Here is a 25,681-nt window from a genome sequence, read left to right as displayed (position 1 = left end):
TCTGGCTGATTCATCGGTGAAACACCTTTGCGCAGCCAATAAATACTGGGGTAGTCGGGGAACCAGATAGGGGTTTTCTCTTCTAAGGTTCAGGTTGGCACCCTGCCACCTCCCTTCCGTTCCAGGAGTTACACCATGTCGCTGCGTTCTATCGCCCTGCTGTTTATGTGCGTCGTGTTGACCGCATGCAGCAAGGTCAACCAGGAAAACTATTCGAAGCTGTCGGCCGGGATGCCCAAGGCCGAGGTCGAGACGTTGCTGGGAAAACCGACTGACTGTTCGGGCGCGCTCGGCATGTCCAGCTGCACCTGGGGCGACCAGAAAAGCTTTATCAGCGTGCAGTACGCCGGTGACAAAGTGTTGATGTTTTCCGGCCAAGGCCTGAAGTAACCTGGAGTAAACCGGGGCCAAGCGCCCACGGGAGAAAAAAATAATGATGCGGTTAGTTTTTGTGCTTTTGGCTGGCCTGGTATTGGCCGGCTGTGCCACTTCTGGCGTAGACCCGTTGGCGCCCAAGACTGTCAACAGTGTCAATCTCAAGCGTTACCAAGGGACCTGGTACGAGCTGGCCCGCCTGCCGATGTATTTCCAGCGCAACTGCGCGCAATCGGAAGCCCATTACACCCTCAAGCCCGACGGCAACGTGGATGTGTTCAACCGCTGCCTGACTTCCGACTGGAAATGGGAAGAAGCCAGGGGCACCGCTTACCCGCAGGTGCCGGGCAAGACCGACAAGCTCTGGGTCGAATTCGATACCTGGTTCTCGAAAGTCCTGCCGGGCGTGGCCAAGGGTGAGTATTGGGTGCTGTACGTCAGCGATGACTACAAGACCGCCATTGTTGGTGACCCGAGCCGTCGCTACATGTGGCTGCTGTCCCGCACGCCAACGGTCAAGGTCGATGTACGCGAAGAGCTGCTGAGCAAGGCGCGGCAGCAAGGGTATGACACGACGCGGTTGGTCTGGCGTGCGTCGGACCGGCAGATGGCCAAGACTTCGGACTGAGAGCCACCCGAAAACCCATGTGGGAGCGAGCTTGCTCGCGATAGCGGACTTTCAATCAACATCTATGTTGAAGGTAAAGGCCTCATCGCGAGCAAGCTCGCTCCCACATTGGTATTTCCACATTGATTTTTTGGGCTCAGCCCAGCAGTTCTCGCAGTACCTGGGTAAACGCCCGGGCGCTTTCTTCCTCGCCGGCATGGTGTCCGTCGCGCACTTGCCACTTGCCGGCAACCATCACATCCCGCACCTGGCGATCGCCGCCGGCAAACAGCCAACGGTTCAGGATGCCGTCGCCATTGGCCGTGGCCAGGTACGGATCGTTGCCATCGAGCACCAGCCAATCGGCACGCTTGCCGACCTCGAATGCTCCGATGGGTTGGCCCAACGCCTGGGCGCCACCTTCCAACGCTGCGTCATACAGGGTACGTCCCACCATCGGCTGATCCGTTCGGTACAACCGGTTGCGGCGCTGGTCTCGCAGCCGCTGGCCATATTCCAGCCAGCGCAACTCTTCGACCACGCTCAGCGACACATGGCTATCGGACCCGATACCCATCCGCCCACCTTGGGCGAGGAAGTCCACGGCGGGAAAAATCCCGTCGCCCAGATTGGCTTCGGTGGTCAGGCACAGGCCGGCAATCGCCCGGCTCTTGGCCATCAGGCTGACTTCCTGCGGATTGGCGTGGGTGGCATGGACCAGGCACCAGCGTTGATCCACCTCGGCATTTTCGTACAGCCATTGCAGCGGACGCACGCCGCTCCAGCTCAGGCAGTCGTCTACTTCCTTTTGCTGTTCGGCGATGTGGATGTGCACCGGGCAATCACGGTCGCTGGCGGCCAGCACGTCATGGATCTGCCCCGGTGTCACGGCGCGCAGCGAGTGGAAGCACAAGCCCAGCGCCTGGGATGGCTGCCCGGCCAGGATCGGTTGCAAGCGTGACTGGAGCTTCAGATAGTTTTCAGTGCTGTTGATGAACCGGCGCTGTCCGTCATTGGGCGCCTGGCCGCCGAAGCCGGAATGGCTGTAGAGCACCGGCAGCAAGGTCAAGCCAATGCCCGCGGCACTGGCGGCCTGACTGATACGCAGGGCCAGTTCGGCCGGGTCGGCGTAAGGCGTGCCGTCGATGTCATGGTGTACGTAATGGAATTCGGCAACCGAGGTATAGCCGGCCTTGAGCATTTCGATGTAGAGCTGCCGGGCGATGATGCCAAGCTGGTCGGGGCTGATCTTTCCGACGAGGCGATACATCAGGTCGCGCCAGGTCCAGAAACTGTCATTGGGATTGCCCGCCACTTCCGCCAGCCCGGCCATGGCTCGCTGGAACGCATGGGAATGCAGGTTCGGCATGCCCGGCAACAGCGGACCGCCAAGCCGTTCGGCGCCGTCTGCGTGGGAATCGGCCTGGACATGGGTCAGGACGCCCTCGGCGTCGACCTCAAGACGTACATCGTTGGCCCATCCATTAGGCAGTAGCGCACGCTCGGCAAAGAAGGCGGACATCGGTTGAACCTCGTTGCGTGTAATTTGTATATACATATACAGACGTTTGCCTGCCCGGTAAACTCCGGCAAGCTAGTCATCAACATTCGCAGAACAGGAATACGCCGTGCCGACTCCGCCTGCCAAACCGCCGCTGGCCGCACACATGGGTGACAGTCCGGCGCCCTTGTACGCCCGCGTCAAACAGATGATCACCCAGCAGATCGACAGTGGAAACTGGCCGCCCCATTACCGCGTGCCCTCGGAAAGCGAACTGGTCAGCCAGTTGGGCTTCAGCCGCATGACCATCAACCGCGCCCTGCGGGAAATGACCGCCGATGGCCTGCTGGTGCGCATGCAGGGTGTCGGCACGTTCGTGGCCGAACCGAAGAGTCAGTCCGCGCTGTTCGAAGTGCACAACATCGCCGATGAAATCGCCTCCCGCGGTCATCGCCACACCTGCAAAGTCATCACCCTCGAAGAAGAGGCCGCCGGTTCCGAGCGCGCGTTGGCCCTGGACATGCGCGAAGGCCAGAAGGTGTTCCACTCGTTGATCGTGCATTTCGAGAACGACATCCCCGTGCAAATCGAGGACCGTTTCGTCAACGCACTGGTGGCGCCCGAGTATCTCAAGCAAGACTTCACCCTCCAAACCCCCTACGCCTATCTGAATCAGGTTGCGCCGCTGACCGAAGGCGAGCATGTGGTCGAGGCGATCCTGGCCGAGCCGAGCGAATGCAAGCTGCTGCAGATCGAGCGGGGCGAGCCGTGCCTGTTGATCCGTCGCCGCACCTGGTCCGGGCGCCAGCCGGTGACCGCCGCACGCCTGATCCATCCGGGCTCCCGTCACAGTCTGGAAGGGCGTTTTCATAAATGAGCCAGTTGAAGGTTTTACGCGCTGCGGATTACCCGCGCATGCCGTGGAAGAACGGCGGTGGCAGCACGGAAGAAATCACCCGCGATGCCGGTGCCGGCCTCGAAGGCTTCGGCTGGCGCCTGTCGATTGCCGATATTGGTGAGTCGGGTGGTTTTTCCACCTTCGCCGGTTACGAGCGGGTCATCAGCGTCTTGCAAGGGGATGGCATGACACTGAACGTCGATGGCCAGGCCACGCGGCCTTTGCATCCGCTGGACCCTTTTGCGTTCAGCGGTGAGAGTCATGTGAATTGCACCCTGCTGGGTGGACCGATTCGAGACTTCAACCTCATCTACGCGCCGCAGCGTTACCGTGCGCGGTTACAGTGGTTGGGCGGCCAGCAGCGGTTTTTCAGCGAGGCGGAGACGGTATTGGTGTTCAGTGCGGCTCCGGGGTTGGTTATCAGGATCGGGGAGTCCGCCGTTGACTTGGGGCTTTACGATTGTCTGCAACTGAGCGGTAACACCGGGCTGGTAGATGTCTCCACTCACGGTCAATGCTGCGTGATTGAGCTGACGGCTCACTAGGCGCCTTCACTCACCCTGTGGCGAGGGGATTTATCCCCGCTGGGCTGCGAAGCAGCCCCAGATCTACCAACTCAGTGAGTCAGGCTGATCGCATTTATGCTTTTTGGGGTTGCTGCGCACCCCAGCGGGGATAAATCCCCTCGCCACAAAGTGCCTGCCCTCTGTTTCTTCTGTGCACCAATTTGTTACCGAACGCCCCAGCGTGGCGCAATACCACGTTTTTATGACCTTCCGATTTTTCCCGAAAAATCTCCTTCAAAAAATTTATGCATCTCGGCAGCCTTTCTACGGCGGGGCTTTCCGGCAATTCCCCAATCTTTCTTGAACATCCCTTCAACAAGTTGGCCGCTTGATTGCATATGCTTGTACATACAAGTAAAGACGTATGCGTATGAGTTGCCTGCATTCAACGCAACGTTCGCTAAATCGCTGCCCACTGCCCGGGCTGGTCTGGATTGATCGCTGAGGAGTTTTTGCTGTGACCGACGCTACCCGCAAACCTGAAAAATACCGTGACGTTGAAATCCGCGCCCCTCGCGGTAACACGCTGACCGCCAAGAGCTGGCTGACCGAAGCGCCGCTGCGCATGCTGATGAACAACCTCGACCCGGAAGTGGCCGAGAACCCCAAGGAACTGGTGGTCTACGGTGGCATCGGCCGCGCGGCGCGCAACTGGGAGTGCTACGACAAGATCGTCGAAAGCCTCACCAATCTGAATGATGACGAAACCCTGCTGGTGCAATCCGGCAAGCCGGTGGGCGTGTTCAAGACCCACAGCAACGCCCCGCGCGTGCTGATCGCCAACTCCAACCTGGTGCCGCACTGGGCCAGTTGGGAACACTTCAACGAACTCGACGCCAAGGGCCTGGCCATGTACGGCCAGATGACCGCCGGCAGCTGGATCTACATCGGCAGCCAGGGCATCGTGCAAGGCACCTATGAAACCTTCGTCGAGGCTGGTCGCCAGCACTACGATTCCAACCTCAAGGGCCGTTGGGTCCTGACCGCCGGCCTGGGCGGCATGGGCGGCGCGCAACCGTTGGCCGCAACTTTGGCCGGTGCGTGCTCGCTGAACATCGAGTGCCAGCAGGTGAGCATCGATTTCCGCCTGAAAACCCGCTACGTCGACGAGCAAGCCAAGGACCTCGACGACGCCCTGGCGCGCATCGAGAAATACACCGCCGAAGGCAAGGCAATATCCATCGCGCTGTGTGGGAACGCCGCCGAGATCCTGCCGGAAATGGTCCGTCGTGGTGTGCGCCCCGACATGGTCACCGACCAGACCAGCGCCCACGACCCACTCAACGGCTACCTGCCGGCCGGCTGGACCTGGGACGAATACCGCGCCCGCGCCAAGACCGAGCCTGCTGCCGTGGTGAAAGCCGCCAAGCAATCGATGGCCGTCCACGTCAAAGCCATGCTCGCCTTCCAGAAGATGGGCGTGCCGACCTTCGACTACGGCAACAACATTCGCCAGATGGCCCAGGAAGAGGGCGTCGAGAATGCCTTCGACTTCCCGGGTTTCGTCCCGGCCTACATCCGTCCGTTGTTCTGCCGTGGCATCGGCCCGTTCCGCTGGGCGGCGCTGTCGGGTGACCCGCAGGACATCTACAAGACCGACGCCAAGGTCAAGGAACTGATTCCCGACGACGCCCACCTGCACAACTGGTTGGACATGGCCCGCGAGCGCATCAGCTTCCAGGGCTTGCCGGCTCGTATCTGCTGGGTCGGCCTGGGCCAGCGCGCCAAGTTGGGCCTGGCGTTCAACGAAATGGTCCGCAGCGGTGAGTTGTCGGCGCCGATCGTCATCGGCCGTGACCACCTCGATTCCGGTTCCGTGGCCAGCCCGAACCGTGAAACCGAATCCATGCAGGACGGCTCCGACGCCGTTTCCGACTGGCCGCTGCTCAACGCCTTGCTCAACACCGCCAGCGGCGCGACCTGGGTTTCGCTGCACCACGGTGGCGGCGTCGGCATGGGCTTCTCCCAGCACTCGGGCATGGTGATCGTCTGCGACGGTACCGACGAAGCGGCCGAGCGGATTGCCCGCGTGCTGCACAACGACCCGGGCACCGGCGTGATGCGCCATGCCGATGCCGGTTACCAGATTGCAATCGATTGCGCGAAGGAGCAGGGGCTGAACCTGCCGATGATCACCGGCAAATAACGCAACATCCCATGTGGGAGCGGGCTTGCTCGCGAAGACGGTTTTACATCCGAGGCAGGTGTTGAATGACACACCGCTTTCGCGAGCAAGCCCGCTCCCACAGGAATGCGGCGCAAACGAATACCAGAACAATCCACAGAGGTTGAACCATGGCTGTCACCAGCACACGCGAAAGCAGCAAGCCGTTGATCGAGAAACGTTCGATCGACTACATCCCGGAAGCGGAGCGGCACGGGCGGTTATTGAGCCAGTTCACCCTCTGGATGGGGGCAAACCTGCAGATCACTGCAATCGTCACCGGTGCATTGGCGGTGGTGTTGGGCGGTGATGTGTTCTGGTCGTTGATCGGTTTGCTGATCGGCCAATTGCTCGGCGGTGGCGTCATGGCACTGCATGCTGCGCAAGGGCCCAAGCTGGGACTGCCGCAGATGATCTCCAGCCGGGTGCAGTTCGGCGTGTACGGCGCGGCCATCCCGATCGTGCTGGTGTGCCTGATGTACCTGGGCTTCACCGCAACGGGAACCGTGCTTTCCGGCCAGGCGCTGGGCCAGTTGTTTGGCGTCAGCGACAGTGTCGGCATCCTCATTTTCGCCAGTGTCATCGTGCTGGTCACGGTGCTCGGTTATCGGGTGATTCACTTCATTGGCCGTGTCGCCAGCGCCATTGGCGTGATCGCCTTTGTCTATCTGTTCGCTCGGTTGATCAGCCAGACCGACGTTGGCGCACTGCTGCAAATCCGCCATTTCAGCTGGAGCAGCTTCCTGCTGGCGGTGTCGCTCGCGGCTTCCTGGCAGATCGCCTTCGGCCCCTACGTGGCGGACTATTCGCGTTATCTGCCGAGCAAGACGTCGTCGGTGAAAACCTTTTTCGCCGCAGGCGCCGGTTCAGTCATCGGCGCACAAGTGGCGATGATCCTCGGCGTGTTCGCCGCCGCCTCGGCCAACGGCCAGTTCGCCGGTCACGAAGTGGCCTACATCGTCGGCCTGGGCGGGACCGGTGCCACCGCTGCGCTGCTGTACTTCAGCATCGCGTTCGGCAAGGTCACCATCTCCACGCTGAACTCCTACGGCAGCTTCATGTGCATCGCGACCATCATCAGCGGATTCCGTGGCCACTTGAACGTAACGCGTGTGCAGCGCCTGGTGTTCGTGCTGTTCATTGTCGGCGCTGCGACCCTGATTGCGCTGCTCGGCCAGCACTCGTTCCTCGGTGCGTTCAAGTCCTTCATCTTGTTCCTGCTGGCGTTCTTCACGCCGTGGAGTGCGATCAACCTGGTGGACTACTACTGCATCACGCGCGAGCGCTATGACGTGCCGGCGCTGGCCGATCCGAACGGTCGCTACGGCCGTTGGAACGTGCTCGGCATCAGCGTCTATGTCTTTGGCGTACTGGTTCAATTGCCGTTCATCGCGACCAAGTTCTATACCGGCCCATTGGTGGAAGCCATGGGTGGAGTGGATATCTCCTGGATCATCGGCCTGGTGGTCCCGGCGGTGCTGTATTACCTCATCGCCAAAAAATGGCACAGCGCAGTACCCGATCAATTGATCCTGCCAGTCGAGCAGGACGCGGTTGACGCACAACCGAGCAGGGCGGGCCGCATCCAAGCGGTCTGATGGGACGTTGACAGGGCTGGATGCCTCTTGACTGCCGTAAGCCAAACCAACTGATTAGGAGCGTCACATAATGAAGTCGAACAAGACCCTGCTGACCACATTGCTTTCCATGGGCCTGCTGGCCAGCGCCTAGCGCCACGCAAGCGGCCGGTTGGTGCGAGTCGGGTAAACCGGTGAAGTTCGCCGGCCTGAACTGGGAAAGCGGCATGCTGCTGACCGACGTCCTGCAAGTGGTGCTGGAAAAAGGCTACGACTGCAAGACCGACAGCCTGCCGGGCAACTCCATCACCATGGAGAACGCCCTGAGCAGCAATGACATCCAGGTGTTCGCCGAAGAATGGGTCGGCCGCAGCGAAGTGTGGAACAAGGCCGAGAAGGCCGGCAAAGTGGTCGGCGTCGGTGCCCCGGTGGTGGGCGCCATCGAAGGCTGGTACGTGCCGCGCTACGTGGTTGAAGGCGACGCCAAGCGCAAGCTCGAAGCCAAGGCGCCGGGCCTGAAGAACATCGCCGACCTGGGCCAGTACGCCGCCGTGTTCAAGGACCCGGAAGAACCGTCCAAGGGCCGTTTCTACAACTGCCCGGCCGGTTGGACCTGCGAGCTGGACAACAGCGAAATGCTGAAAAGCTACGGCCTGGAAAAAACCTACACCAACTTCCGTCCAGGCACCGGCCCGGCGCTGGATGCGGCGGTGCTGTCGAGCTACAAGCGTGGCGAACCGATCCTGTTCTACTACTGGTCGCCAACGCCGCTGATGGGGCAGGTGGACCTGGTGAAATTGGAAGAGAAACCGGGCGTGGACAAAAGCGTGAGCATCAAGGTCGGCCTGTCCAAGACCTTCCACGACGAAGCCCCGGAATTGGTGGCGGTCCTGGAAAAGGTCAACCTGCCCATCGATATCCTGAACCAGAACCTCGGGCGCATGGCCAAAGAGCGGATCGAGTCGCCGAAACTGGCGAAGATCTTCCTGAAGGAACATCCTGAAGTCTGGCATGCGTGGGTCAGCGAAGACGCTGCCAAGAAAATCGACGCGGCTCTGTAGGTCGAATATCTCCCGGCCAACCCATGGGCTGGCCGGGACATTCACCGCATCCACCTGATCGAGAGTCTCTTATGTTTCCCGAAAGCTTTACCTTCTCCATCGCCGACTGGGTCAACGGTTGGGTCGACGCCCTGGTGACCAACTATGGCGACGTGTTCCGGCACATCTCCGACACGCTGCTGTGGGCTATCGTCAACCTCGAAGGCCTGCTGCGCATGGCGCCCTGGTGGCTGATGCTGGCCATTGTCGGCGGCGTTGCCTGGCACGCCACGCGCAAGGTCGTCACCACGGCGGTGATCGTTGGCCTGCTGTTCCTGGTGGGCGCGGTGGGCCTGTGGGACAAGCTCATGCAGACCCTCGCCCTGATGCTGGTGGCGACGCTGATTTCGGTGATGATCGGCATTCCCCTGGGCATCCTCTCGGCGCGCAGCAATCGCCTGCGTTCGGTGCTGATGCCGTTGCTGGACATCATGCAGACCATGCCGAGCTTCGTGTACCTGATTCCGGTGTTGATGCTGTTTGGCCTGGGCAAGGTCCCGGCGATTTTCGCCACGGTGATCTACGCCGCGCCACCGTTGATTCGCCTGACCGACCTGGGCATCCGCCAGGTGGACGGCGAAGTGATGGAAGCCATCAACGCCTTCGGCGCCAACCGCTGGCAGCAGCTGTTCGGCGTGCAACTGCCCCTGGCCCTGCCGAGCATCATGGCCGGGATCAACCAGACCACCATGATGGCCCTGTCGATGGTGGTCATTGCCTCGATGATCGGCGCCCGTGGCCTGGGTGAAGACGTGCTGGTGGGCATCCAGACCCTCAACGTCGGGCGTGGCCTGGAAGCGGGGCTGGCCATCGTGATTCTCGCCGTGGTCATCGACCGCATTACCCAGGCCTATGGTCGTCCTCGGCATGAGGTGAGCAAATGAGCAACGCAGCCATCAGCAAGATCGAAGTCAAGAATGTCTTCAAGATTTTCGGCAACCGCTCCAAGGAAGCCCTGGAGCTGATCCGCCAGAACAAGACCAAGGACCAGGTGCTGGCCGAAACCGGCTGCGTGGTCGGCGTGAACGACCTGTCGCTGAGCATCGGTACCGGTGAGATCTTCGTGATCATGGGCTTGTCCGGCTCCGGCAAATCCACCCTGGTGCGCCACTTCAACCGGCTGATCGATCCCACCAGCGGCGCGATCCTGGTGGACGGCGAAGACATCCTGCAACTGGACATGGACGCCCTGCGCGAATTTCGCCGGCACAAGATCAGCATGGTCTTCCAGAGCTTCGGCCTGCTGCCCCACAAGAGCGTGCTGGACAACGTCGCCTATGGCTTGAAAGTGCGCGGCGAGAGCAAGCAGGTGTGCGCCGAGCGTGCACTGCACTGGATCAACACCGTCGGGCTGAAAGGCTACGAAAACAAATACCCGCACCAGCTCTCCGGCGGCATGCGCCAGCGCGTCGGCCTGGCCCGGGCCCTGGCGGCGGACACCGACATCATCCTGATGGACGAAGCCTTCAGCGCCCTCGATCCGCTGATCCGCGCGGAAATGCAGGATCAGTTGCTGGAGCTGCAAAAGACCCTGCACAAGACCATCGTCTTCATCACCCACGACCTCGACGAGGCCGTGCGCATCGGCAACCGCATTGCGATCCTCAAGGACGGCAAGCTGATCCAGGTCGGCACGCCGCGGGAGATCCTGCACTCGCCGGCTGGATGAGTATGTCGATCGGTTTGTGCAGCGGCGGGCGGCGGTGGTTTGAGGGATTTGTGATGGCTGGGCTGGCGTCATCGCGAGCAAGCTCGCTCCCACAAGGGGCCTCCTTTGTTCACACATTTTTTGCCCAAAGGAAATCCCTGTGGGAGCGAGCTTGCTCGCGATAGGGCCGGCAAAGCTGCATCAATGTTCAAGTTGCAAGCATGAGGTTGAAGATGTCCCAGGCTGAAAAAATCATCATCACCGGCGCCCCCCTGCGCTGGCAGGACGTGGTCGCCGTCGCCCGCTTCGGCGCGCCGCTGGAACTGTCGGCCCAAGTCTGGGCGCGGATCGACAATGCCCAGGCCATCGTCCAGCGCATCGTCGAAAGCGGCGAGCGCGCCTATGGCGTCAACACCGGCCTCGGGGCATTGTGCAATGTCTCGCTCAAGGATGAACAACTCAGCCAGCTGTCGCGCAATACCTTGCTCAGCCATGCCTGTGGTGTCGGCCCGGCACTCTCCGACGAGCAGACCCGGGCAATCCTCTGCGCCGCCATCCACAACTACAGCCAAGGCAAGTCCGGCATTCATCGCCGGGTGGTCGAGGCGTTGCTGGCGCTGCTCAATCGCGGCATCACGCCGCAAGTGCCGTCCCAGGGTTCGGTGGGTTACCTGACCCACATGGCGCACGTCGGCATCGCGCTGCTGGGCGTTGGACAGGTCAGCTATCGCGGGCAAGTCGTCCCGGCGCAACAGGCCCTGGCCGCAGAAGGTTTGCAACCGGTGCAACTGGGGGCCAAGGACGGTTTGTGCCTGGTCAACGGCACGCCGTGCATGACCGGCCTCAGTTGCCTGGCCCTGGCCGATGCCACGCGGCTGGTGCAATGGGCGGATGTGATCGGCGCCATGAGCTTCGAAGCCCAGCGCGGGCAGATTGCCGCGTTCGATGCCGAGATCATCGCGCTCAAGCCACACCCCGGCATGCAGCAGGTTGGCGTGAACCTGCGGGCATTGCTCGATGGCAGCGAAGTCATTGCGTCAAGCCTGGGCATCCGCACCCAGGACGCCTTGAGCATCCGCTCGATTCCGCAAGTGCACGGCGCTGCTCGCGATCAACTGGAGCACGCCCGGCAACAGATTGAAACCGAGCTCAACGCCGTCACCGACAACCCGCTGCTCCTGGGTACGCCAGAGAATTTCCGGGTCATGTCCCAGGCCAATCCCCACGGCCAATCGGTGGCGTTGGCGGCGGACTTGCTGGCGATTGCCATGGCAGAGATCGGCTCCATCGCCGAGCGTCGCCTCGACCGCTTGATCAACCCTCACGTCAGCGGCTTGCCGGCTGTTCCTGGTGGCCAACCCCGGCGTGAACTCGGGGATGATGATCGTGCAATACGTCGCCGCGTCGCTGTGCGCGGAAAACAAGCAACTGGCGCAACCGGCGGTGCTGGATAATTTCGTCACCTCGGGATTGCAGGAAGATCACCTGAGCATGGGCACCAACGCGGCCCTGAAGCTGCACCGGGCGCTGGAAAACTGCACGCAGATCCTCGCCATCGAATACCTGCTGGCGGCCCAGGCCCTTGAGTTTCTCAAGGCCCAGCGCTTCGGCGCCGGCACCGACATCGCCTGGAAGCTGCTGCGCGAGCGCGTTCCAGCCTACGATCAGGACCGCTGGCTGGCGCCGGACATCGCCAGTGCCGCCGGGCTGATCAGAGACCCCGACGTGCTGGGCACCGTGTTACCGAATTTGAATTGATCAAAAAAGCGCCAGCGTGCCAAGGCACCTATAGCCCACAAGGCATCGCCCAAAAGCGAAGGTGACGGATAACGGAACATTCCGGAGCGACTGGCGGGTGAAAAACAAAACTCTCAAAAGGAGCACTACATGACTGCCTTAAACCTGATTCCTGGCCAATTGAGCCTGGCTCAATTGCGTGACATCTATCAGCAACCGGTGAACCTGAGCCTCGACGCCAGCGCGTCGGCGCAGATCGAAGCCAGTGTTGCCTGCGTGGAACAGATCCTCGCCGAGAACCGCACCGCCTATGGCATCAATACCGGTTTCGGCCTGCTGGCCTCGACCCGCATCGCCAGCGAGGACCTGGAAAACCTCCAGCGTTCCCTGGTGCTGTCCCATGCCGCCGGTGTCGGCGAGCCGATCAGCGATGCACTGGTGCGGTTGATCATGGTGCTCAAGGTCAACAGCCTGAGCCGGGGTTTTTCCGGTATCCGCTCGGCAGGTGATCGATGCGCTGATCGCACTGATCAACGCCGAGGTTTATCCACACATTCCGTTGAAAGGTTCGGTGGGTGCATCCGGTGACCTGGCGCCACTGGCGCACATGTCCCTGGTGCTGCTGGGCGAAGGCAAGGCCCGCTACAAGGGTGAATGGCTGCCGGCCGTCGAGGCCCTTAAAGTCGCTGGCCTCGCGCCGCTGACCCTGGCCGCCAAGGAAGGCCTGGCGCTGCTCAACGGCACGCAGGTCTCCACTGCGTTTGCCTTGCGCGGTTTGTTCGAAGGCGAAGACCTGTTTGCCGGTGCGCTGGCCCTGGGTGGCCTCACCGTGGAAGCGGTGCTCGGTTCGCGCTCGCCGTTCGATGCGCGCATCCATGCGGCTCGCGGTCAGAAAGGTCAGATCGATGCGGCCGCGGCCTATCGCGACCTGCTGGGCGAGCGCAGCGAAGTCTCCGACTCGCACCAGAACTGCGACAAGGTCCAGGATCCGTACTCCCTGCGCTGCCAGCCGCAAGTGATGGGCGCCTGCCTGACCCAGTTCCGCCAGGCCGCCGAGGTGCTGGTGATCGAGGCCAACGCCGTGTCGGATAACCCGCTGGTGTTCGCTGCCGAGGGCGATGTGATTTCCGGTGGCAACTTCCACGCCGAGCCGGTGGCGATGGCCGCCGATAACATGGCCCTGGCGATCGCCGAGATCGGCTCCCTGAGCGAGCGGCGTATCTCGTTGATGATGGACAAGCACATGTCGCAACTGCCGCCGTTCCTGGTGGCCAATGGCGGCGTGAACTCCGGCTTCATGATCGCCCAGGTGACGGCGGCTGCGCTGGCCAGCGAAAACAAGGCTCTGTCCCATCCCCATTCGGTGGACAGCCTGCCGACTTCGGCGAACCAGGAAGATCACGTCTCCATGGCCCCGGCTGCGGGCAAGCGCTTGTGGGAAATGGCCGAGAACACCCGTGGGATCCTGGCGGTGGAATGGCTGGCGGCGTGCCAGGGGCTGGACCTGCGCGGTGGTTTGAAAACCTCCGCCAAGCTGGAACAGGCCAGGGCATTGCTGCGTGCAGAAGTGCCGTTCTACGAGAAGGACCGGTTCTTTGCGCCGGACATCAATGCAGCCAGCGAGCTGTTGGCGAGTCGGTGCCTGAACGAGCTGGTCGCGGCGCAGTTGTTGCCGAGCCTGTAAGGGCCCCTTCGCGAGCAAGCTCGCTCCCACAGGGGATCGGTGTCGAGCCCTTCATTTGGGGTACACCCCTGATCCCTGTGGGAGCGAGCTTGCTCGCGATCCGATTTTGAATGCGACGAGGAAACCGGGATGAAAACCCTCTGGCAAAACTGCCACGCCGCCACCATGGCCCTGGGCGTCTACTCGATCATCGAAGACGCCGCCATCGTCACCCAGGACGCGCACATTCAATGGATCGGCCCCCGTGCCGAATTACCTGTAGGCGACTACCCGGCGGTCAACGACCTCAAGGGTGCCTGGGTTACACCAGGGCTGATCGACTGCCACACCCACACGGTGTTTGGCGGCAACCGCAGCGGTGAGTTCGAACAGCGCCTGCAAGGCGTCAGCTACGCCGAAATCGCCGCGGCCGGCGGCGGCATCGCCAGCACCGTGCGCGCCACTCGGGCCGCCAGCGAGGACGAGCTGTTCGCCAGCGCCGCCAAGCGCCTGAAAAGCCTGATGCGCGACGGCGTGACCACGGTGGAAATAAAATCCGGCTACGGCCTGGACCTGGCCAGCGAGCGCAAGATCCTGCGCGTCATCCGCCGTCTCGGCGCCGAGCTGCCGGTCAGCATACGCAGCACGTGCCTGGCGGCCCACGCCTTGCCACCGGAATACAAGGATCGCGCCGACGACTACGTCGAACATATCTGCACCGAAATGCTTCCCGCCTTGGCGGCCGAAGGCTTGGTAGACGCCGTTGACGCTTTTTGTGAGTACCTGGCGTTTTCCCCAGAGCAGGTCGAGCGGGTGTTTATCACCGCGCAACAGCTCGGCTTGCCGGTGAAGCTGCACGCCGAACAGCTGTCGTCGCTGCACGGTTCAAGCCTGGCGGCGCGCTACCAGGCGTTGTCGGCCGATCATCTGGAGTTCATGACCGAAGACGACGCCAAGGCCATGGCCGCGTCCGGCACCGTGGCGGTGCTTCTGCCAGGAGCGTTTTATTTCCTGCGTGAAACCCAGCTGCCGCCCATGGATGCGCTGCGCAAGCACGGCGTGAAAATCGCCGTGGCCAGCGACCTCAACCCCGGCACTTCGCCGGCGTTGTCGTTGCGCTTGATGCTGAACATGGCCTGCACCTGTTTCCGCATGACGCCGGAAGAAGCGTTGGCAGGGGCGACGATTCATGCCGCCCAAGCCCTGGGCATGGCCGAGACGCACGGTTCGCTGGAGGCCGGCAAGGTGGCGGATTTTGTCGCCTGGCACATCGATCGCCCCGCCGACCTGGCCTACTGGCTCGGTGGCGATCTGGAAAAACGCGTCGTGCGTCACGGCGTGGAAATCGATTGAGGAGAACGGTTGTGGAGAAGGTCCTGAATTTCAAGCAAGGGCGCGTGCCGCTGTTGATCAGCATGCCCCACGCCGGTCTGCGCCTGACCCCGGCGGTACAGGCCGGGTTGATCCCCGAGGCCCAGAGCCTGCCGGACACCGACTGGCACATCCCACGGCTCTACGAATTCGCCGATGAGCTGGGCGCCAGCACCCTGGCCGCCGAATACTCGCGGTTCGTCGTCGACCTGAACCGCCCCTCCGATGACAAGCCGATGTACGTCGGCGCCACCACCGGTTTGTACCCGGCGACCCTGTTCGATGGCGTGCCGTTGTTTCGCGAAGGGCTGGAGCCATCGGTCGAGGAGCGGGCGACGTATCTGCAACAGGTCTGGATGCCGTATCACCAAGCACTGCAACAGGAGCTGGCGCGGCTCAAGGCTGAGTTTGGCTATGCCTTGCTGTTCGACGCCCACTCGATCCGTTCGGTGATCCCGCACCTGTTCGACGGCAAGCTGCCGGATTTCAATCTGGGCACCTTCAATGGCGCCAGCTGCGATCCGGCCCTGGCCAGCCAGCTCGAAGCCATCTGCGCCCGTCACGATCAGTTCACCCATGTGCTCAACGGTCGTTTCAAGGGCGGACACATAACCCGGCACTACGGCAACCCGGAGCAGGACATTCACGCGGTGCAACTGGAACTGTGCCAGAGCACTTACATGGAAGAGTTCGAACCGTTCAACTACCGCCCGGACCTGGCGGCGCCGACCCAGGTGGTGCTCAGGGAATTGCTAGAAGGCTTCGTGGCGTGGGGGCAGAAGACTTACAAAAAATAAACACCTGCCCAATACTGTTTGGTCCGGGGACATGGTTAACACCTGTTCGGGGACATAGTGGACACTTTTTAATACGACACATTGATCATCTGGAGATGTCGTGTGTCCTGGAAAGAGGTGTCTGCCTTGTAGCTTCGTACTGAGTTCGTCTCCTTAGCCCGCCAAGATGGGGCGAACATAAAAGAACTTTGTCGCCGTTACAGCATTAGCCGAACGACTGGCTACAAGTGGCTCAAACGTTTCGAGGAAAAAGGCGCTGCCGGCTTGATTGACCAGTCCCGACGGCCGCTATCCTCACCTGGAAAAACTACTGCCACTCCTGAAAAACAGATTCTGGAGTTGAACCTGGAACACACTGCCTGGGGGGCCCGGAAGATCAAGCGGTACTTTGAAGAAAAAGGCCATGTCATGCCTGGCGCCCAGCACCGTGCACGCCATCCTCAAGCGCAACGATCGAATTGATCCCGCTGCATCTCTGATTAAACCTTTCATTCGGTTCGAGCATCCTCAACCAAACGATCTCTGGCAAATGGACTTCAAAGGCCATGTCGGCATGCGTGCAGGGCGTTGTCATCCATTGACCTTGCTGGATGATCATTCGCGTTTTTCGCTGATAATTGCCGCCTGCGCAAACGAAAAAAGGGAAACGGTGCAAGGCCACTTGGTCAGTGCTTTTCGGCGTTACGGGCTGCCCCGTCGCATGACAATGGACAATGGGCCACCTTGGGGACACGAGGGAGATGCCTACACAGGCCTTGAGCTATGGCTGATGCGCCAAGGTATCGAGGTGTCGCACTCGCGGCCTTATCACCCCCAAACCCAGGGTAAGCTCGAACGTTTTCATCGAAGCCTAAAGGCGGAACTACTCACCGACAGAACACTGATTGACCTCGACGCAGCTCAGCAAACCTTTGACCACTGGCGGGAAGTCTATAACCACCAACGCCCTCACCAAGCGCTGAATCACAACGTTCCGGCCTCCCGGTACCGACAGAGCGAGCTGTGCTATCAAGAGGCGTTACCGGAACTGGAATACGGCGACGATGACGAAGTTCGGACCGTCCAGGCTAACGGAGAACTCAACTGGCGCGGCTGGGAGTTAAAGCTGGGCCGGGCCTTTACAGGTGAGCGTGTGGGCTTGCGCAGGACCTTGGAGGACGGCAAGCACGATGTCTATTGGGGTAGGCATCGTGTTGCACAAATTGACATGAACGTCCGATCCGTAATATCAGGTAAACGGCTTCGTTAACTGTCCACCATGTCTCCGAACATGTGTCCACCATGTCCCCGGACCAAATAAATCCCCTCGCCACAGGGTTGTGTTGTCCTTGAACCTCGGAGGGGAACTGTCGCCACCGTGCAAAACCAAGTCGCCACAGTTCACTTTCGCCCCCTCGACGCTGCGTAATGTTCCAGGCACGGTGCACCTAGACACCGACCTACAACAATCCACTGCCGCACGAGACCCACGCGATGAAAAGACTGTCCAAACGCTGTCTGTCGTTCCTCTGCGGTACCGTTCTACTAAGCTCCGGCGCGATGGCCGCCGAGCCTGCGTCTTGCCAGGTCGTGCGCATGGGCGTGGTCAACTGGACCGACGTGATCGCCACCAGCGGCATGGCCGATGTGTTGCTCTCCGGGCTGGGCTACGAAAGCAAGCAGACCAGCGCCGTGCAACAGATCATCTTCGCCGGCATTCGCGACAAGCGGCTCGATATCTTCCTGGGCTACTGGAAGCCGGCAATGGACAAGAACATCGCCCCGTTCCTGGCGGCCAACCAGGTGAAGGTGCTGGGCCAGCCAAGCCTGGCCGATGCCCAGGCCACCCTGGCCGTTCCAGACTACGTGGCGGCGGCGGGGCTCAAGACTTTCGGCGATATCGCCCGATTCAAGGACCAGCTCGGTGGCAAGATCTACGGGATCGAGCCGGGCAGTGGCGCCAACACCACCATCAAGTCGATGATCGAGACCAATCACTTTGGCCTCAAGGATTTCAAGCTGATCGAATCCGGCGAGGCTGGAATGCTGGCGGCGGTGCAGCGGGCGGTGAACCGCAAGGAGTTCGTGGTCTTCGTCGGGTGGACCCCGCATCCGATGAACATCAACATGAACATCGCCTACCTGACGGGCAGTGAAGACGTCTATGGCCCGAATGAAGGCGCCGCGACCGTGTCCACCGTGACCGCGCCGGACTACGCCCAGCGCTGCCCCAACGTTCAGCGGCTGCTGGAAAATCTCACGTTCACCGCCGCCCAGGAAAGCCAGTTGATGGTGCCGATCATGGAGCGCAAGACACCCCAGGATGTCGCCCGGCAATGGCTGCGCGAACATCCCGAGGATCTGCAGCGCTGGCTGGCCGGCGTGACCAGCTTCGATGGCAAGGATGGCATCGCGGCGGTGCAGGCAAGCCTCAAGAACTGACACGGTATCAAGGACAGCGATAATCCCGTGGCGAGGGAGCTTGCTCCCGCTGGGCTGCGAAGCAGACCCGGCTTTTCCTGGCGGTCGCTGCGCAACCGAGCGGGAGCAAGCTCCCTCGCCACAAAAGCCTCCGGGTTACACCTTGGCATTCCACGGCAAATCACAATGGCCTACCCACTCTCCCAGGCAATGTCAGCCTTCATCGACAAAACCCTGAGCTTCAGCGCCCCGGACGACAGCCTCGCCGGTTCTCGCGAGGCCTACCGCCAGATGTGCCGGGCGTTCACCCCGCCGCGCCCGGCAACGCTGGCGGTCGAGGACCTGCATTTGGCTGGCGTGGCTGTCCGCGCCTACCACCCACGCACCGCGCCGCCGCTGGCCGGTTGGCCGTGCATCCTTTACCTGCACGGTGGTGGTTGGGTGGTGGGTGACCTGGATTCCCATGATTTCATCTGCACGGAACTGGCCGAGACTCTTGGCGTGCTGGTCGTGGCGGTGGACTATCGCCTCGCCCCGGAACATCCCTTTCCGGCTGGTTTCGAAGACTGCCTCGCGGTGTGGCGTCACCTGACGGACCTGCCGTTTGCCATTGACCCGCGTCGCCGCGCGGTGACTGGCGACAGTGCCGGCGGCAACCTCGCCGCCGCGTTGTGCCTGGCCCTGCGCGACGCAGGCCAGCCTCAGCCCAGGGCCCAGGTGCTGATTTATCCGGCACTCGGCGGCCCCGCGCATTTGCCGTCGCGCGACGAGTGTTCCGACGCACCGCTCTTGAGCAGCAATGACCTGCAACACTATGACGCTTTGTACCTGCAGGGTGCCGACCCCACGCCCTACGCCGCACCGTTGCTTGCCGATGATCTGAAGGGCTTGGCACCCGCCTTCGTCGCCGTCGCCCAATGGGATCCGCTGCGTGATGACGGTGTCCTTTATAGCGAGCGGCTGAACGCCGCAGGAGAGGCTTGCGTGTTGTACCGGGGCGAAGGCCTGGTCCACGGTTGCCTGCGCGCTCGGGGCCAGGTACCGGAGGTGGATAAGATGTATCGCACGCTGCTCGCCTACCTGGCTGACACGCTTTGACTGCGCGCGGGGCATGCTCATTAAGGTGATTCGGGTTTATGATGCCGGACGGCAGACTAAATAGAAGTCCCCACAGGGATGACTCGACCCCTTACGGAGCGCGCAATGCAGACTTTGTACCCGCAGATCAAACCCCATGCCCGGCACGATCTGGCTGTCGATGACACCCACACGCTCTATGTCGATGAAAGCGGCTCGCCGGAAGGCCTGCCAGTCGTGTTCATTCACGGCGGCCCGGGGGCGGGTTGCGATGCACAAAGCCGTCGCTACTTCGATCCGAACCTGTACCGCATCGTCACCTTCGACCAGCGCGGCTGCGGTCGTTCCACGCCTCACGCCAGCCTGGAAAACAACACCACCTGGGATCTGGTCGAAGACCTGGAGCGCATCCGCAAGCACCTGGGCATCGAAAAATGGGTGCTGTTCGGCGGTTCCTGGGGCTCGACCCTGGCCCTGGCCTACGCCCAGACCCATCCGGAGCGGGTACATGGCTTGATCCTGCGTGGGATATTTCTCTGCCGTCCGCAGGAAATCGAGTGGTTCTACCAGGCTGGCGCCAGTCGCCTGTTCCCTGACTACTGGCAGGACTACATTGCGCCGATCCCGTTGGACGAGCGCGATAACTTGCTCGGCGCTTTCCACAAGCGCCTGACCGGTAACGACCAGATTGCCCAGATGCACGCGGCCAAGGCCTGGTCGACCTGGGAGGGCCGTACCGCGACCCTGCGGCCGAACCCGCTGGTGGTCGATCGCTTCTCCGAGCCGCAGCGCGCGCTGTCGATCGCCCGGATCGAATGCCACTACTTCACCAATAACGCTTTCCTCGAGCCCAACCAACTGATTCGCGACATGGGCAAGATCGCCCACTTGCCGGGCGTCATCGTGCACGGCCGCTACGACGTGATCTGCCCGCTGGACAACGCCTGGGAGCTGCACCAGAACTGGCCCAACAGCGAATTGCAGGTCATCCGCGACGCCGGCCACGCCGCCTCGGAGCCCGGAATCACCGATGCACTGGTGCGCGCCGCCGCACAAATGGCCCGTCGCCTGCTTGACCTGCCGCCCGAAGAAGCATGAAAGGGCTGCTGCAGCGGGTTCGCGGCGCCCGCGTCGAGGTCGCGGGCGAAATTGTCGGCGCCGTGGACCATGGATTGCTGGTGCTGGTGGCGGTCGAGCCCGGGGACACGCGTGCCCACGCCGACAAACTGCTGCACAAGCTGCTTAACTACCGGGTGTTCAGCGACGCCGATGGGAAGATGAACCTGTCCCTGGCGGATGTGGCAGGCGGTTTGCTGCTGGTTTCACAATTCACCCTGGCAGCGGACACCAAAAGCGGCCTGCGACCGAGTTTTTCGACCGCCGCGCCTCCCGCCCTGGGCGAAGAGCTATTCAACTATTTGCTTAACCAGGCGAAACAGGTGCATGGCACCGTGGCATCAGGTAGATTCGGCGCCGACATGCAAGTGCATCTGGTCAACGATGGCCCGGTAACCTTTCTGTTACAGGCCTGAAAGCGTTTGAAACATCTTTTCGGTCCGGTTTCGAGGCAAAACAAGATGTTTTCTCGATAAATACTTTGCTAGCCCTGATGCGTTGTCACGCGGCCTACTAGATAATCGCGCGCTACGGGGGACCAGCGATCGCTGGTCCATTTGACTTAGGTAGAGACTTGTCCTGAACCGTTTGGGGAATCATTTTGTCCCATCGGAGTCGGAACAATGCTCGCCAACTTGGCAAGAGTGGTCCGCAGGAACGGTTTTTCAGCGCCGTTACCGTGTAGATACTTTATCTGGCCGTTGGTTTTTTGATCAGTTTTCGGCGAGGGTTGCTCGTGATTGTTAGTCCCTGTAATGCACCAAAAATGACTGCCAAACGGTTTAGAAACGCTCTGGTAGCGGGCTCGGCCCTGTTTTGCCTGCTTGGCGCCGGCCAACTGTGGGCATTCAGCCTGGATGATGTGTCGGCAAAAGCGCAAGAACTGGCCGGGCAGAAGTTCGAAGCCCCGCGCAGCAACTTGCCGAACGAATTCCGCGAAATGAAGTTCGCCGATTATCAGAAAATCCGTTTCCGCACTGAAAAAGCTGAATGGGCCGACCAGAAGACGCCGTTCCGGCTGTCCTTCTATCACCAGGGCATGCACTTCGACACGCCGGTGAAGATCAACGAAATCACCGCGACCACCGTCGACGAGATCAAGTACGACCCGACACGTTTCGATTTCGGCGACGTGAAGTTCGATCCCAAGGCGACCGAACAGCTGGGCTACGCCGGTTTCCGCGTGCTGTATCCGATCAACAAGGCTGACAAGCAAGACGAAATCATGACCATGCTGGGCGCGAGCTATTTCCGCGTCATCGGCAAGGGCCAGGTCTACGGTTTGTCCGCGCGTGGCATGGCGATCGATACTGCCTTGCCATCGGGTGAAGAGTTCCCACGCTTCCGCGAGTTCTGGATCCAGCGTCCGAAACCGACCGACAAGCACCTGGTGATCTTCGCCTTGCTGGATTCGCCACGGGCCACGGGCGCTTATCGCCTGACCCTGCGTCCGGGCACCGACACCGTGGTCGACGTGAAGTCGCGTGTATTCCTGCGTGATCGCGTCAACAAGCTGGGCATCGCCCCGCTGACCAGCATGTTCCTGTTCGGCGCCAACCAGCCGTCCAAAGTGCTGAACTACCGTCGTGAACTCCACGATTCCAGCGGCCTGTCCATCCATGCCGGCAACGGCGAGTGGATCTGGCGTCCGCTGAACAATCCAAAACACCTGGCCGTGAGCAACTTCTCGGTCGAAAACCCGCGTGGTTTCGGCTTGTTGCAACGTGGTCGTGACTTCAGTCACTACGAAGACCTGGACGACCGCTACGAGAAACGTCCTAGTGCCTGGATCGAGCCGAAAGGCGATTGGGGCAAAGGCACCGTCGACCTGGTTGAAATCCCGACCGCCGACGAAACCAACGACAACATCGTTGCGTTCTGGAGCCCGGAAAAACTGCCTGAGCCTGGCCAGCCGCTGGACTTCGCCTACCGTCTGCATTGGACGCTCGATGAAGCCAACCTGCACTCGCCAGACAGCGCCTGGGTCAAGCAGACCTTGCGTTCCACCGGTGACGTGAAGCAGTCCAACCTGATTCGTCAGCCGGACGGCAGCGTGGCCTACCTGGTCGACTTCGAAGGGCCGTCCCTGCAAGCGCTGCCTGAAGACGCCGAAGTGCGTAGCCAGGTGAGCGTTGGCGACAACGGCGAGATCGTCGAGAACAGCGTTCGCTACAACCCTGAAACCAAGGGCTGGCGCTTGACGCTGCGCCTGAAGATCAAGGACCCGAGCAAAGCCACCGAGATGCGTGCTGCCCTGGTCCGGCCGCTGGTTCCTGTCGAACTGCCTGCCACCTCGCATTCCGTGAACACGTTGGCCAAGGCTGACAAGGTCGCGAAGCAGCAGAGCGAAAAAGAAAAAGCCAACGAGCAAGCCGCCGAGCAGAAAGAAGCCAAGGCCGTGAAGGCGTCCACCGCCGCCGCCGAGCCGACCCCAACCCCACAGGAACCGGAACAGACTGAACAAGTCCTGACCGAGACCTGGAGCTACCAGTTGCCTGCCGATGAGTAATACTCCCGTACAACCAGAGTCTCTCAGCGAGTATCTGGCCCATTTGCCGATGACCGACGAGCAGCGCGCCGAGCTGGCGGGCTGCAAGTCATTCAGCGAATTGCATGAACGCCTGGCTTCTTCGACATTCGACGCACCCAACGAGGCGGCGCAAGCCTCGGTGGGCCGTCGCCTGGTACTGAGCACCGCCGAGGAACTCGAGGACGCTGAAATGCTGGCGCTCGATTCCAACGGCCGGGTGTGCCTGAAGGCGACGCCGCCGATTCGCCGGACCAAAGTCGTGCCGGAGCCGTGGCGCACCAATATCCTGGTGCGTGGCTGGCGCCGCCTGACCGGTCGCACCAATCCGCCGAAGCCGCCCAAGGACGAGCGCGTCTTGCCGCACGCGCGGTGGCGTACCGTGGGTTCGATTCGCCGCTACATCCTGCTGATTCTGATGCTCGGCCAGACCATCGTCGCCGGCTGGTACATGAAAGGCATCATGCCGTACCAGGGCTGGTCGCTGGTGGACCTCGACGAAGTGATGCACCAACCGCTGCTGCAGACGGCCACGCAAGTGCTGCCGTACGCGCTGCAAACCAGCATCCTGATCATGTTCGGCATCCTGTTCTGCTGGGTGTCGGCCGGTTTCTGGACCGCGTTGATGGGCTTCCTGGAACTGCTCACCGGTCACGACAAGTACCGTATCTCCGGTGCCAGTGCCGGCAACGAGCCGATTCCGAAGGACGCCCGCACTGCACTGGTCATGCCGATCTGCAACGAGGACGTTCCGCGGGTATTCGCCGGTTTGCGCGCCACGTTCGAGTCGGTCGCCGCCACCGGTGACCTGGACCGCTTCGATTTCTTCGTGCTCAGCGACAGTAACGAAACCGACATCTGCGTCGCCGAGCAGCAGGCCTGGCTGGACGTCTGCCGTGAAACCGGCGGCTTCGGCAAGATCTTCTACCGCCGTCGTCGCCGTCGCGTGAAGCGCAAGAGCGGCAACCTCGACGACTTCTGCCGTCGTTGGGGCAGCGACTACAAGTACATGGTCGTGCTCGACGCCGACAGCGTCATGAGCGGCGAATGCCTGACCAGCCTGGTGCGCCTGATGGAAGCCACGCCTGACGCCGGCATCATCCAGACCGCGCCACGGGCCTCGGGCATGGACACGCTGTATGCGCGCATGCAGCAGTTCGCCACCCGCGTCTATGGTCCGCTGTTCACCGCTGGCCTGCACTTCTGGCAGTTGGGCGAGTCGCACTACTGGGGTCACAACGCGATCATCCGCATGAAGCCGTTTATCGACCACTGCGCCCTGGCGCCGTTGCCCGGTAAAGGTGCGTTCTCGGGCGCGATCCTCTCCCACGACTTCGTCGAAGCCGCGCTGATGCGCCGTGCCGGCTGGGGCGTGTGGATTGCCTACGACTTGCCGGGCAGCTACGAGGAACTGCCGCCGAACCTGCTGGACGAACTCAAGCGCGACCGTCGCTGGTGCCACGGCAACCTGATGAACTTCCGGCTGTTCCTGGTCAAGGGCATGCACCCGGTGCACCGCGCGGTGTTCCTGACCGGCGTGATGTCCTACCTGTCGGCGCCGTTGTGGTTCTTCTTCCTGGTGCTCTCCACCGCGCTGCTGGCGGTGAACACGTTGATGGAGCCGCAGTACTTCCTGGAACCGCGCCAGCTGTATCCGCTCTGGCCACAATGGCATCCGGAAAAAGCCATCGCGCTGTTTTCCACCACCATTGTCCTGCTGTTCCTGCCCAAGCTCTTGAGCATCGTGTTGATCTGGGCAAAAGGCGCGAAGGAGTTTGGTGGCAAGTTCAAGGTGACCTTGTCGATGCTGCTGGAAATGCTGTTTTCCATGCTGCTGGCGCCGGTGCGGATGATCTTCCACACCCGTTTCGTCCTTGCCGCTTTCCTGGGCTGGGCCGCGACCTGGAACTCGCCCAAGCGTGACGACGACTCCACGCCGTGGAGCGAAGCCGTCAAGCGCCACGGTCCGCAAACCCTGCTGGGCTTCTTCTGGGCCTTGCTGGTGATCTGGCTGAACCCGAGCTTCCTGTGGTGGCTCGTGCCGATCGTCGGCTCGCTGATGCTATCGATCCCGGTCTCGGTGATTTCCAGCCGCGTGGGCCTGGGCTTGAAGTCCCGTGATGAAAGCTTGTTCCTCATTCCGGAGGAATACGCACCGCCACAGGAATTGCTGTCGACCGACCAGTACACCCATGAAAACCGTTGGCACGCGCTGAACGACGGTTTCATCCGGGCGGTGGTCGATCCACAACAGAACGCCCTGGCCTATGCATTGGCGACGTCACGTCACGGCAAGGCTGAGCCGATCGAATGGCTGCGGGTCGAACGCGTTCGTCACGCGCTGAAGGTCGGCCCTGCGGGGCTCAGCAACGCCGAGCGATTGGCATTGTTGAGCGACCCGGTGGCGTTGTCCCGCCTGCATGAGCAGGTGTGGGCCGAGACACATCCTGAATGGCTGGCAGCGTGGCGTGAGTCGGTCAAGGCCGATCCGCATGCACCGCTGCTGCCGCTTCAGCCGGTGAGCGTGCAGCCTCAGGTGGCTTGATCGCCTGATACG

The 25,681-nt window shown here is 61.6% G+C and carries 16 protein-coding genes and 5 pseudogenes; 20 read left to right on the top strand and 1 reads right to left on the bottom strand.

Features of this window, described 5'->3' with window-relative positions:
• The first annotated feature begins 135 nt into the window (after nt 1–135).
• Nucleotides 136–390, top strand: coding sequence for a hypothetical protein (locus AB4N42_RS01080; protein WP_003186715.1), 255 nt, complete (start codon nt 136–138; stop codon nt 388–390).
• A gap of 43 nt (nt 391–433) precedes the next feature.
• Nucleotides 434–1,003, top strand: coding sequence for a lipocalin family protein (locus AB4N42_RS01075; protein ID WP_030141454.1), 570 nt, complete (start codon nt 434–436; stop codon nt 1,001–1,003).
• 136 nt (nt 1,004–1,139) lie between these two features.
• On the opposite strand, the gene AB4N42_RS01070 is transcribed toward AB4N42_RS01075, so the two are convergent.
• Complete coding sequence (locus AB4N42_RS01070) at nt 1,140–2,504, bottom strand: formimidoylglutamate deiminase (protein WP_460115747.1); 1,365 nt, start codon at nt 2,502–2,504, stop codon at nt 1,140–1,142.
• 145 nt (nt 2,505–2,649) lie between these two features.
• On the opposite strand from AB4N42_RS01070, the gene hutC reads away from it, so the two are divergent.
• The 18 genes and pseudogenes from hutC to mdoH all read left to right on the top strand — a co-directional run bounded on the left by hutC (nt 2,650) and on the right by mdoH (nt 25,669).
• Nucleotides 2,650–3,360, top strand: coding sequence for a histidine utilization repressor (gene hutC, locus AB4N42_RS01065; RefSeq protein WP_181291028.1), 711 nt, complete (start codon nt 2,650–2,652; stop codon nt 3,358–3,360).
• Nucleotides 3,357–3,926, top strand: coding sequence for a HutD/Ves family protein (locus AB4N42_RS01060; RefSeq protein WP_460115746.1), 570 nt, complete (start codon nt 3,357–3,359; stop codon nt 3,924–3,926). The genes hutC and AB4N42_RS01060 overlap by 4 nt, the downstream gene beginning before the upstream one ends.
• Nucleotides 3,927–4,404: 478 nt before the next feature.
• Nucleotides 4,405–6,093 carry a urocanate hydratase gene (hutU, locus tag AB4N42_RS01055; RefSeq protein WP_039592729.1) on the top strand — a complete coding sequence of 563 codons (1,689 nt, stop codon included), beginning with the start codon at nt 4,405–4,407 and terminating at the stop codon, nt 6,091–6,093.
• Between the two features lie 149 nt (nt 6,094–6,242).
• Nucleotides 6,243–7,709, top strand: coding sequence for a purine-cytosine permease family protein (locus AB4N42_RS01050; protein WP_030138267.1), 1,467 nt, complete (start codon nt 6,243–6,245; stop codon nt 7,707–7,709).
• Between the two features lie 70 nt (nt 7,710–7,779).
• Nucleotides 7,780–8,749: pseudogene (locus tag AB4N42_RS01045) on the top strand (ABC transporter substrate-binding protein).
• Nucleotides 8,750–8,820: 71 nt separating this feature from the next.
• Complete coding sequence (locus AB4N42_RS01040) at nt 8,821–9,672, top strand: ABC transporter permease (RefSeq protein WP_030138265.1); 852 nt, start codon at nt 8,821–8,823, stop codon at nt 9,670–9,672.
• Nucleotides 9,669–10,500, top strand: a pseudogene (locus tag AB4N42_RS01035) (quaternary amine ABC transporter ATP-binding protein). The gene AB4N42_RS01040 and the pseudogene AB4N42_RS01035 overlap by 4 nt, the downstream one beginning before the upstream one ends.
• 169 nt (nt 10,501–10,669) lie before the next feature.
• Nucleotides 10,670–12,194, top strand: a pseudogene (gene hutH, locus AB4N42_RS01030) (histidine ammonia-lyase).
• Nucleotides 12,195–12,323: 129 nt separating this feature from the next.
• Nucleotides 12,324–13,857, top strand: a pseudogene (gene hutH, locus AB4N42_RS01025) (histidine ammonia-lyase).
• 129 nt (nt 13,858–13,986) lie between these two features.
• On the top strand, nt 13,987–15,189 hold the full coding sequence (gene hutI, locus AB4N42_RS01020; RefSeq protein ID WP_460115745.1) for an imidazolonepropionase: 1,203 nt from the start codon (nt 13,987–13,989) through the stop codon (nt 15,187–15,189).
• Between the two features lie 11 nt (nt 15,190–15,200).
• Complete coding sequence (gene hutG / locus AB4N42_RS01015) at nt 15,201–16,004, top strand: N-formylglutamate deformylase (RefSeq protein ID WP_198797391.1); 804 nt, start codon at nt 15,201–15,203, stop codon at nt 16,002–16,004.
• A 102-nt stretch (nt 16,005–16,106) separates the two neighbouring features.
• Nucleotides 16,107–17,336: pseudogene (locus AB4N42_RS01010) on the top strand (IS481 family transposase).
• Between the two features lie 141 nt (nt 17,337–17,477).
• Nucleotides 17,478–18,425, top strand: coding sequence for a choline ABC transporter substrate-binding protein (locus AB4N42_RS01005; RefSeq protein ID WP_460115744.1), 948 nt, complete (start codon nt 17,478–17,480; stop codon nt 18,423–18,425).
• Between the two features lie 165 nt (nt 18,426–18,590).
• A complete protein-coding gene (locus AB4N42_RS01000) occupies nt 18,591–19,502 on the top strand; it encodes an alpha/beta hydrolase (RefSeq protein WP_030138258.1) in 912 nt (303 codons plus the stop codon).
• Nucleotides 19,503–19,607: 105 nt separating this feature from the next.
• Nucleotides 19,608–20,579: a prolyl aminopeptidase gene (gene pip, locus AB4N42_RS00995; RefSeq protein WP_198797393.1), complete on the top strand. Its 972-nt coding sequence runs from the start codon at nt 19,608–19,610 to the stop codon at nt 20,577–20,579.
• Nucleotides 20,576–21,013 (top strand): D-aminoacyl-tRNA deacylase, encoded by a 438-nt coding sequence (gene dtd, locus AB4N42_RS00990; protein WP_030138257.1) that lies wholly within the window; start codon nt 20,576–20,578, stop codon nt 21,011–21,013. The genes pip and dtd overlap by 4 nt, the downstream gene beginning before the upstream one ends.
• A 350-nt stretch (nt 21,014–21,363) precedes the next feature.
• Nucleotides 21,364–23,106, top strand: a complete 1,743-nt coding sequence (locus AB4N42_RS00985) for a glucan biosynthesis protein G (protein ID WP_206768577.1) — start codon at nt 21,364–21,366, stop codon at nt 23,104–23,106.
• On the top strand, nt 23,099–25,669 hold the full coding sequence (gene mdoH / locus AB4N42_RS00980) for a glucans biosynthesis glucosyltransferase MdoH (protein ID WP_198797396.1): 2,571 nt from the start codon (nt 23,099–23,101) through the stop codon (nt 25,667–25,669). Before AB4N42_RS00985 ends, mdoH begins: the two co-directional genes overlap by 8 nt.
• The last annotated feature ends 12 nt before the right edge of the window (nt 25,670–25,681 follow it).

Source organism: Pseudomonas sp. H2_D02, assembly GCF_054677635.1.
This window is presented reverse-complemented; position numbering and strand designations above follow the sequence as displayed.

Excerpts from the sequence above, each read along its gene's own strand:
- AB4N42_RS01080 (WP_003186715.1), top strand. The coding sequence starts at position 136 with ATGTCGCTGCGTTCTATCGCCCTGCTGTTTATGTGCGTCGTGTTGACC.
- AB4N42_RS01075 (WP_030141454.1), top strand. The coding sequence starts at position 434 with ATGATGCGGTTAGTTTTTGTGCTTTTGGCTGGCCTGGTATTGGCCGGC.
- AB4N42_RS01070 (WP_460115747.1), bottom strand. The coding sequence starts at position 2,504 with ATGTCCGCCTTCTTTGCCGAGCGTGCGCTACTGCCTAATGGATGGGCC.
- hutC (WP_181291028.1), top strand. The coding sequence starts at position 2,650 with ATGGGTGACAGTCCGGCGCCCTTGTACGCCCGCGTCAAACAGATGATC.
- AB4N42_RS01060 (WP_460115746.1), top strand. The coding sequence starts at position 3,357 with ATGAGCCAGTTGAAGGTTTTACGCGCTGCGGATTACCCGCGCATGCCG.
- AB4N42_RS01050 (WP_030138267.1), top strand. The coding sequence starts at position 6,243 with ATGGCTGTCACCAGCACACGCGAAAGCAGCAAGCCGTTGATCGAGAAA.
- AB4N42_RS01040 (WP_030138265.1), top strand. The coding sequence starts at position 8,821 with ATGTTTCCCGAAAGCTTTACCTTCTCCATCGCCGACTGGGTCAACGGT.
- hutI (WP_460115745.1), top strand. The coding sequence starts at position 13,987 with ATGAAAACCCTCTGGCAAAACTGCCACGCCGCCACCATGGCCCTGGGC.
- AB4N42_RS01005 (WP_460115744.1), top strand. The coding sequence starts at position 17,478 with ATGAAAAGACTGTCCAAACGCTGTCTGTCGTTCCTCTGCGGTACCGTT.
- AB4N42_RS01000 (WP_030138258.1), top strand. The coding sequence starts at position 18,591 with ATGGCCTACCCACTCTCCCAGGCAATGTCAGCCTTCATCGACAAAACC.
- pip (WP_198797393.1), top strand. The coding sequence starts at position 19,608 with ATGCAGACTTTGTACCCGCAGATCAAACCCCATGCCCGGCACGATCTG.
- dtd (WP_030138257.1), top strand. The coding sequence starts at position 20,576 with ATGAAAGGGCTGCTGCAGCGGGTTCGCGGCGCCCGCGTCGAGGTCGCG.
- AB4N42_RS00985 (WP_206768577.1), top strand. The coding sequence starts at position 21,364 with ATGACTGCCAAACGGTTTAGAAACGCTCTGGTAGCGGGCTCGGCCCTG.
- mdoH (WP_198797396.1), top strand. The coding sequence starts at position 23,099 with ATGAGTAATACTCCCGTACAACCAGAGTCTCTCAGCGAGTATCTGGCC.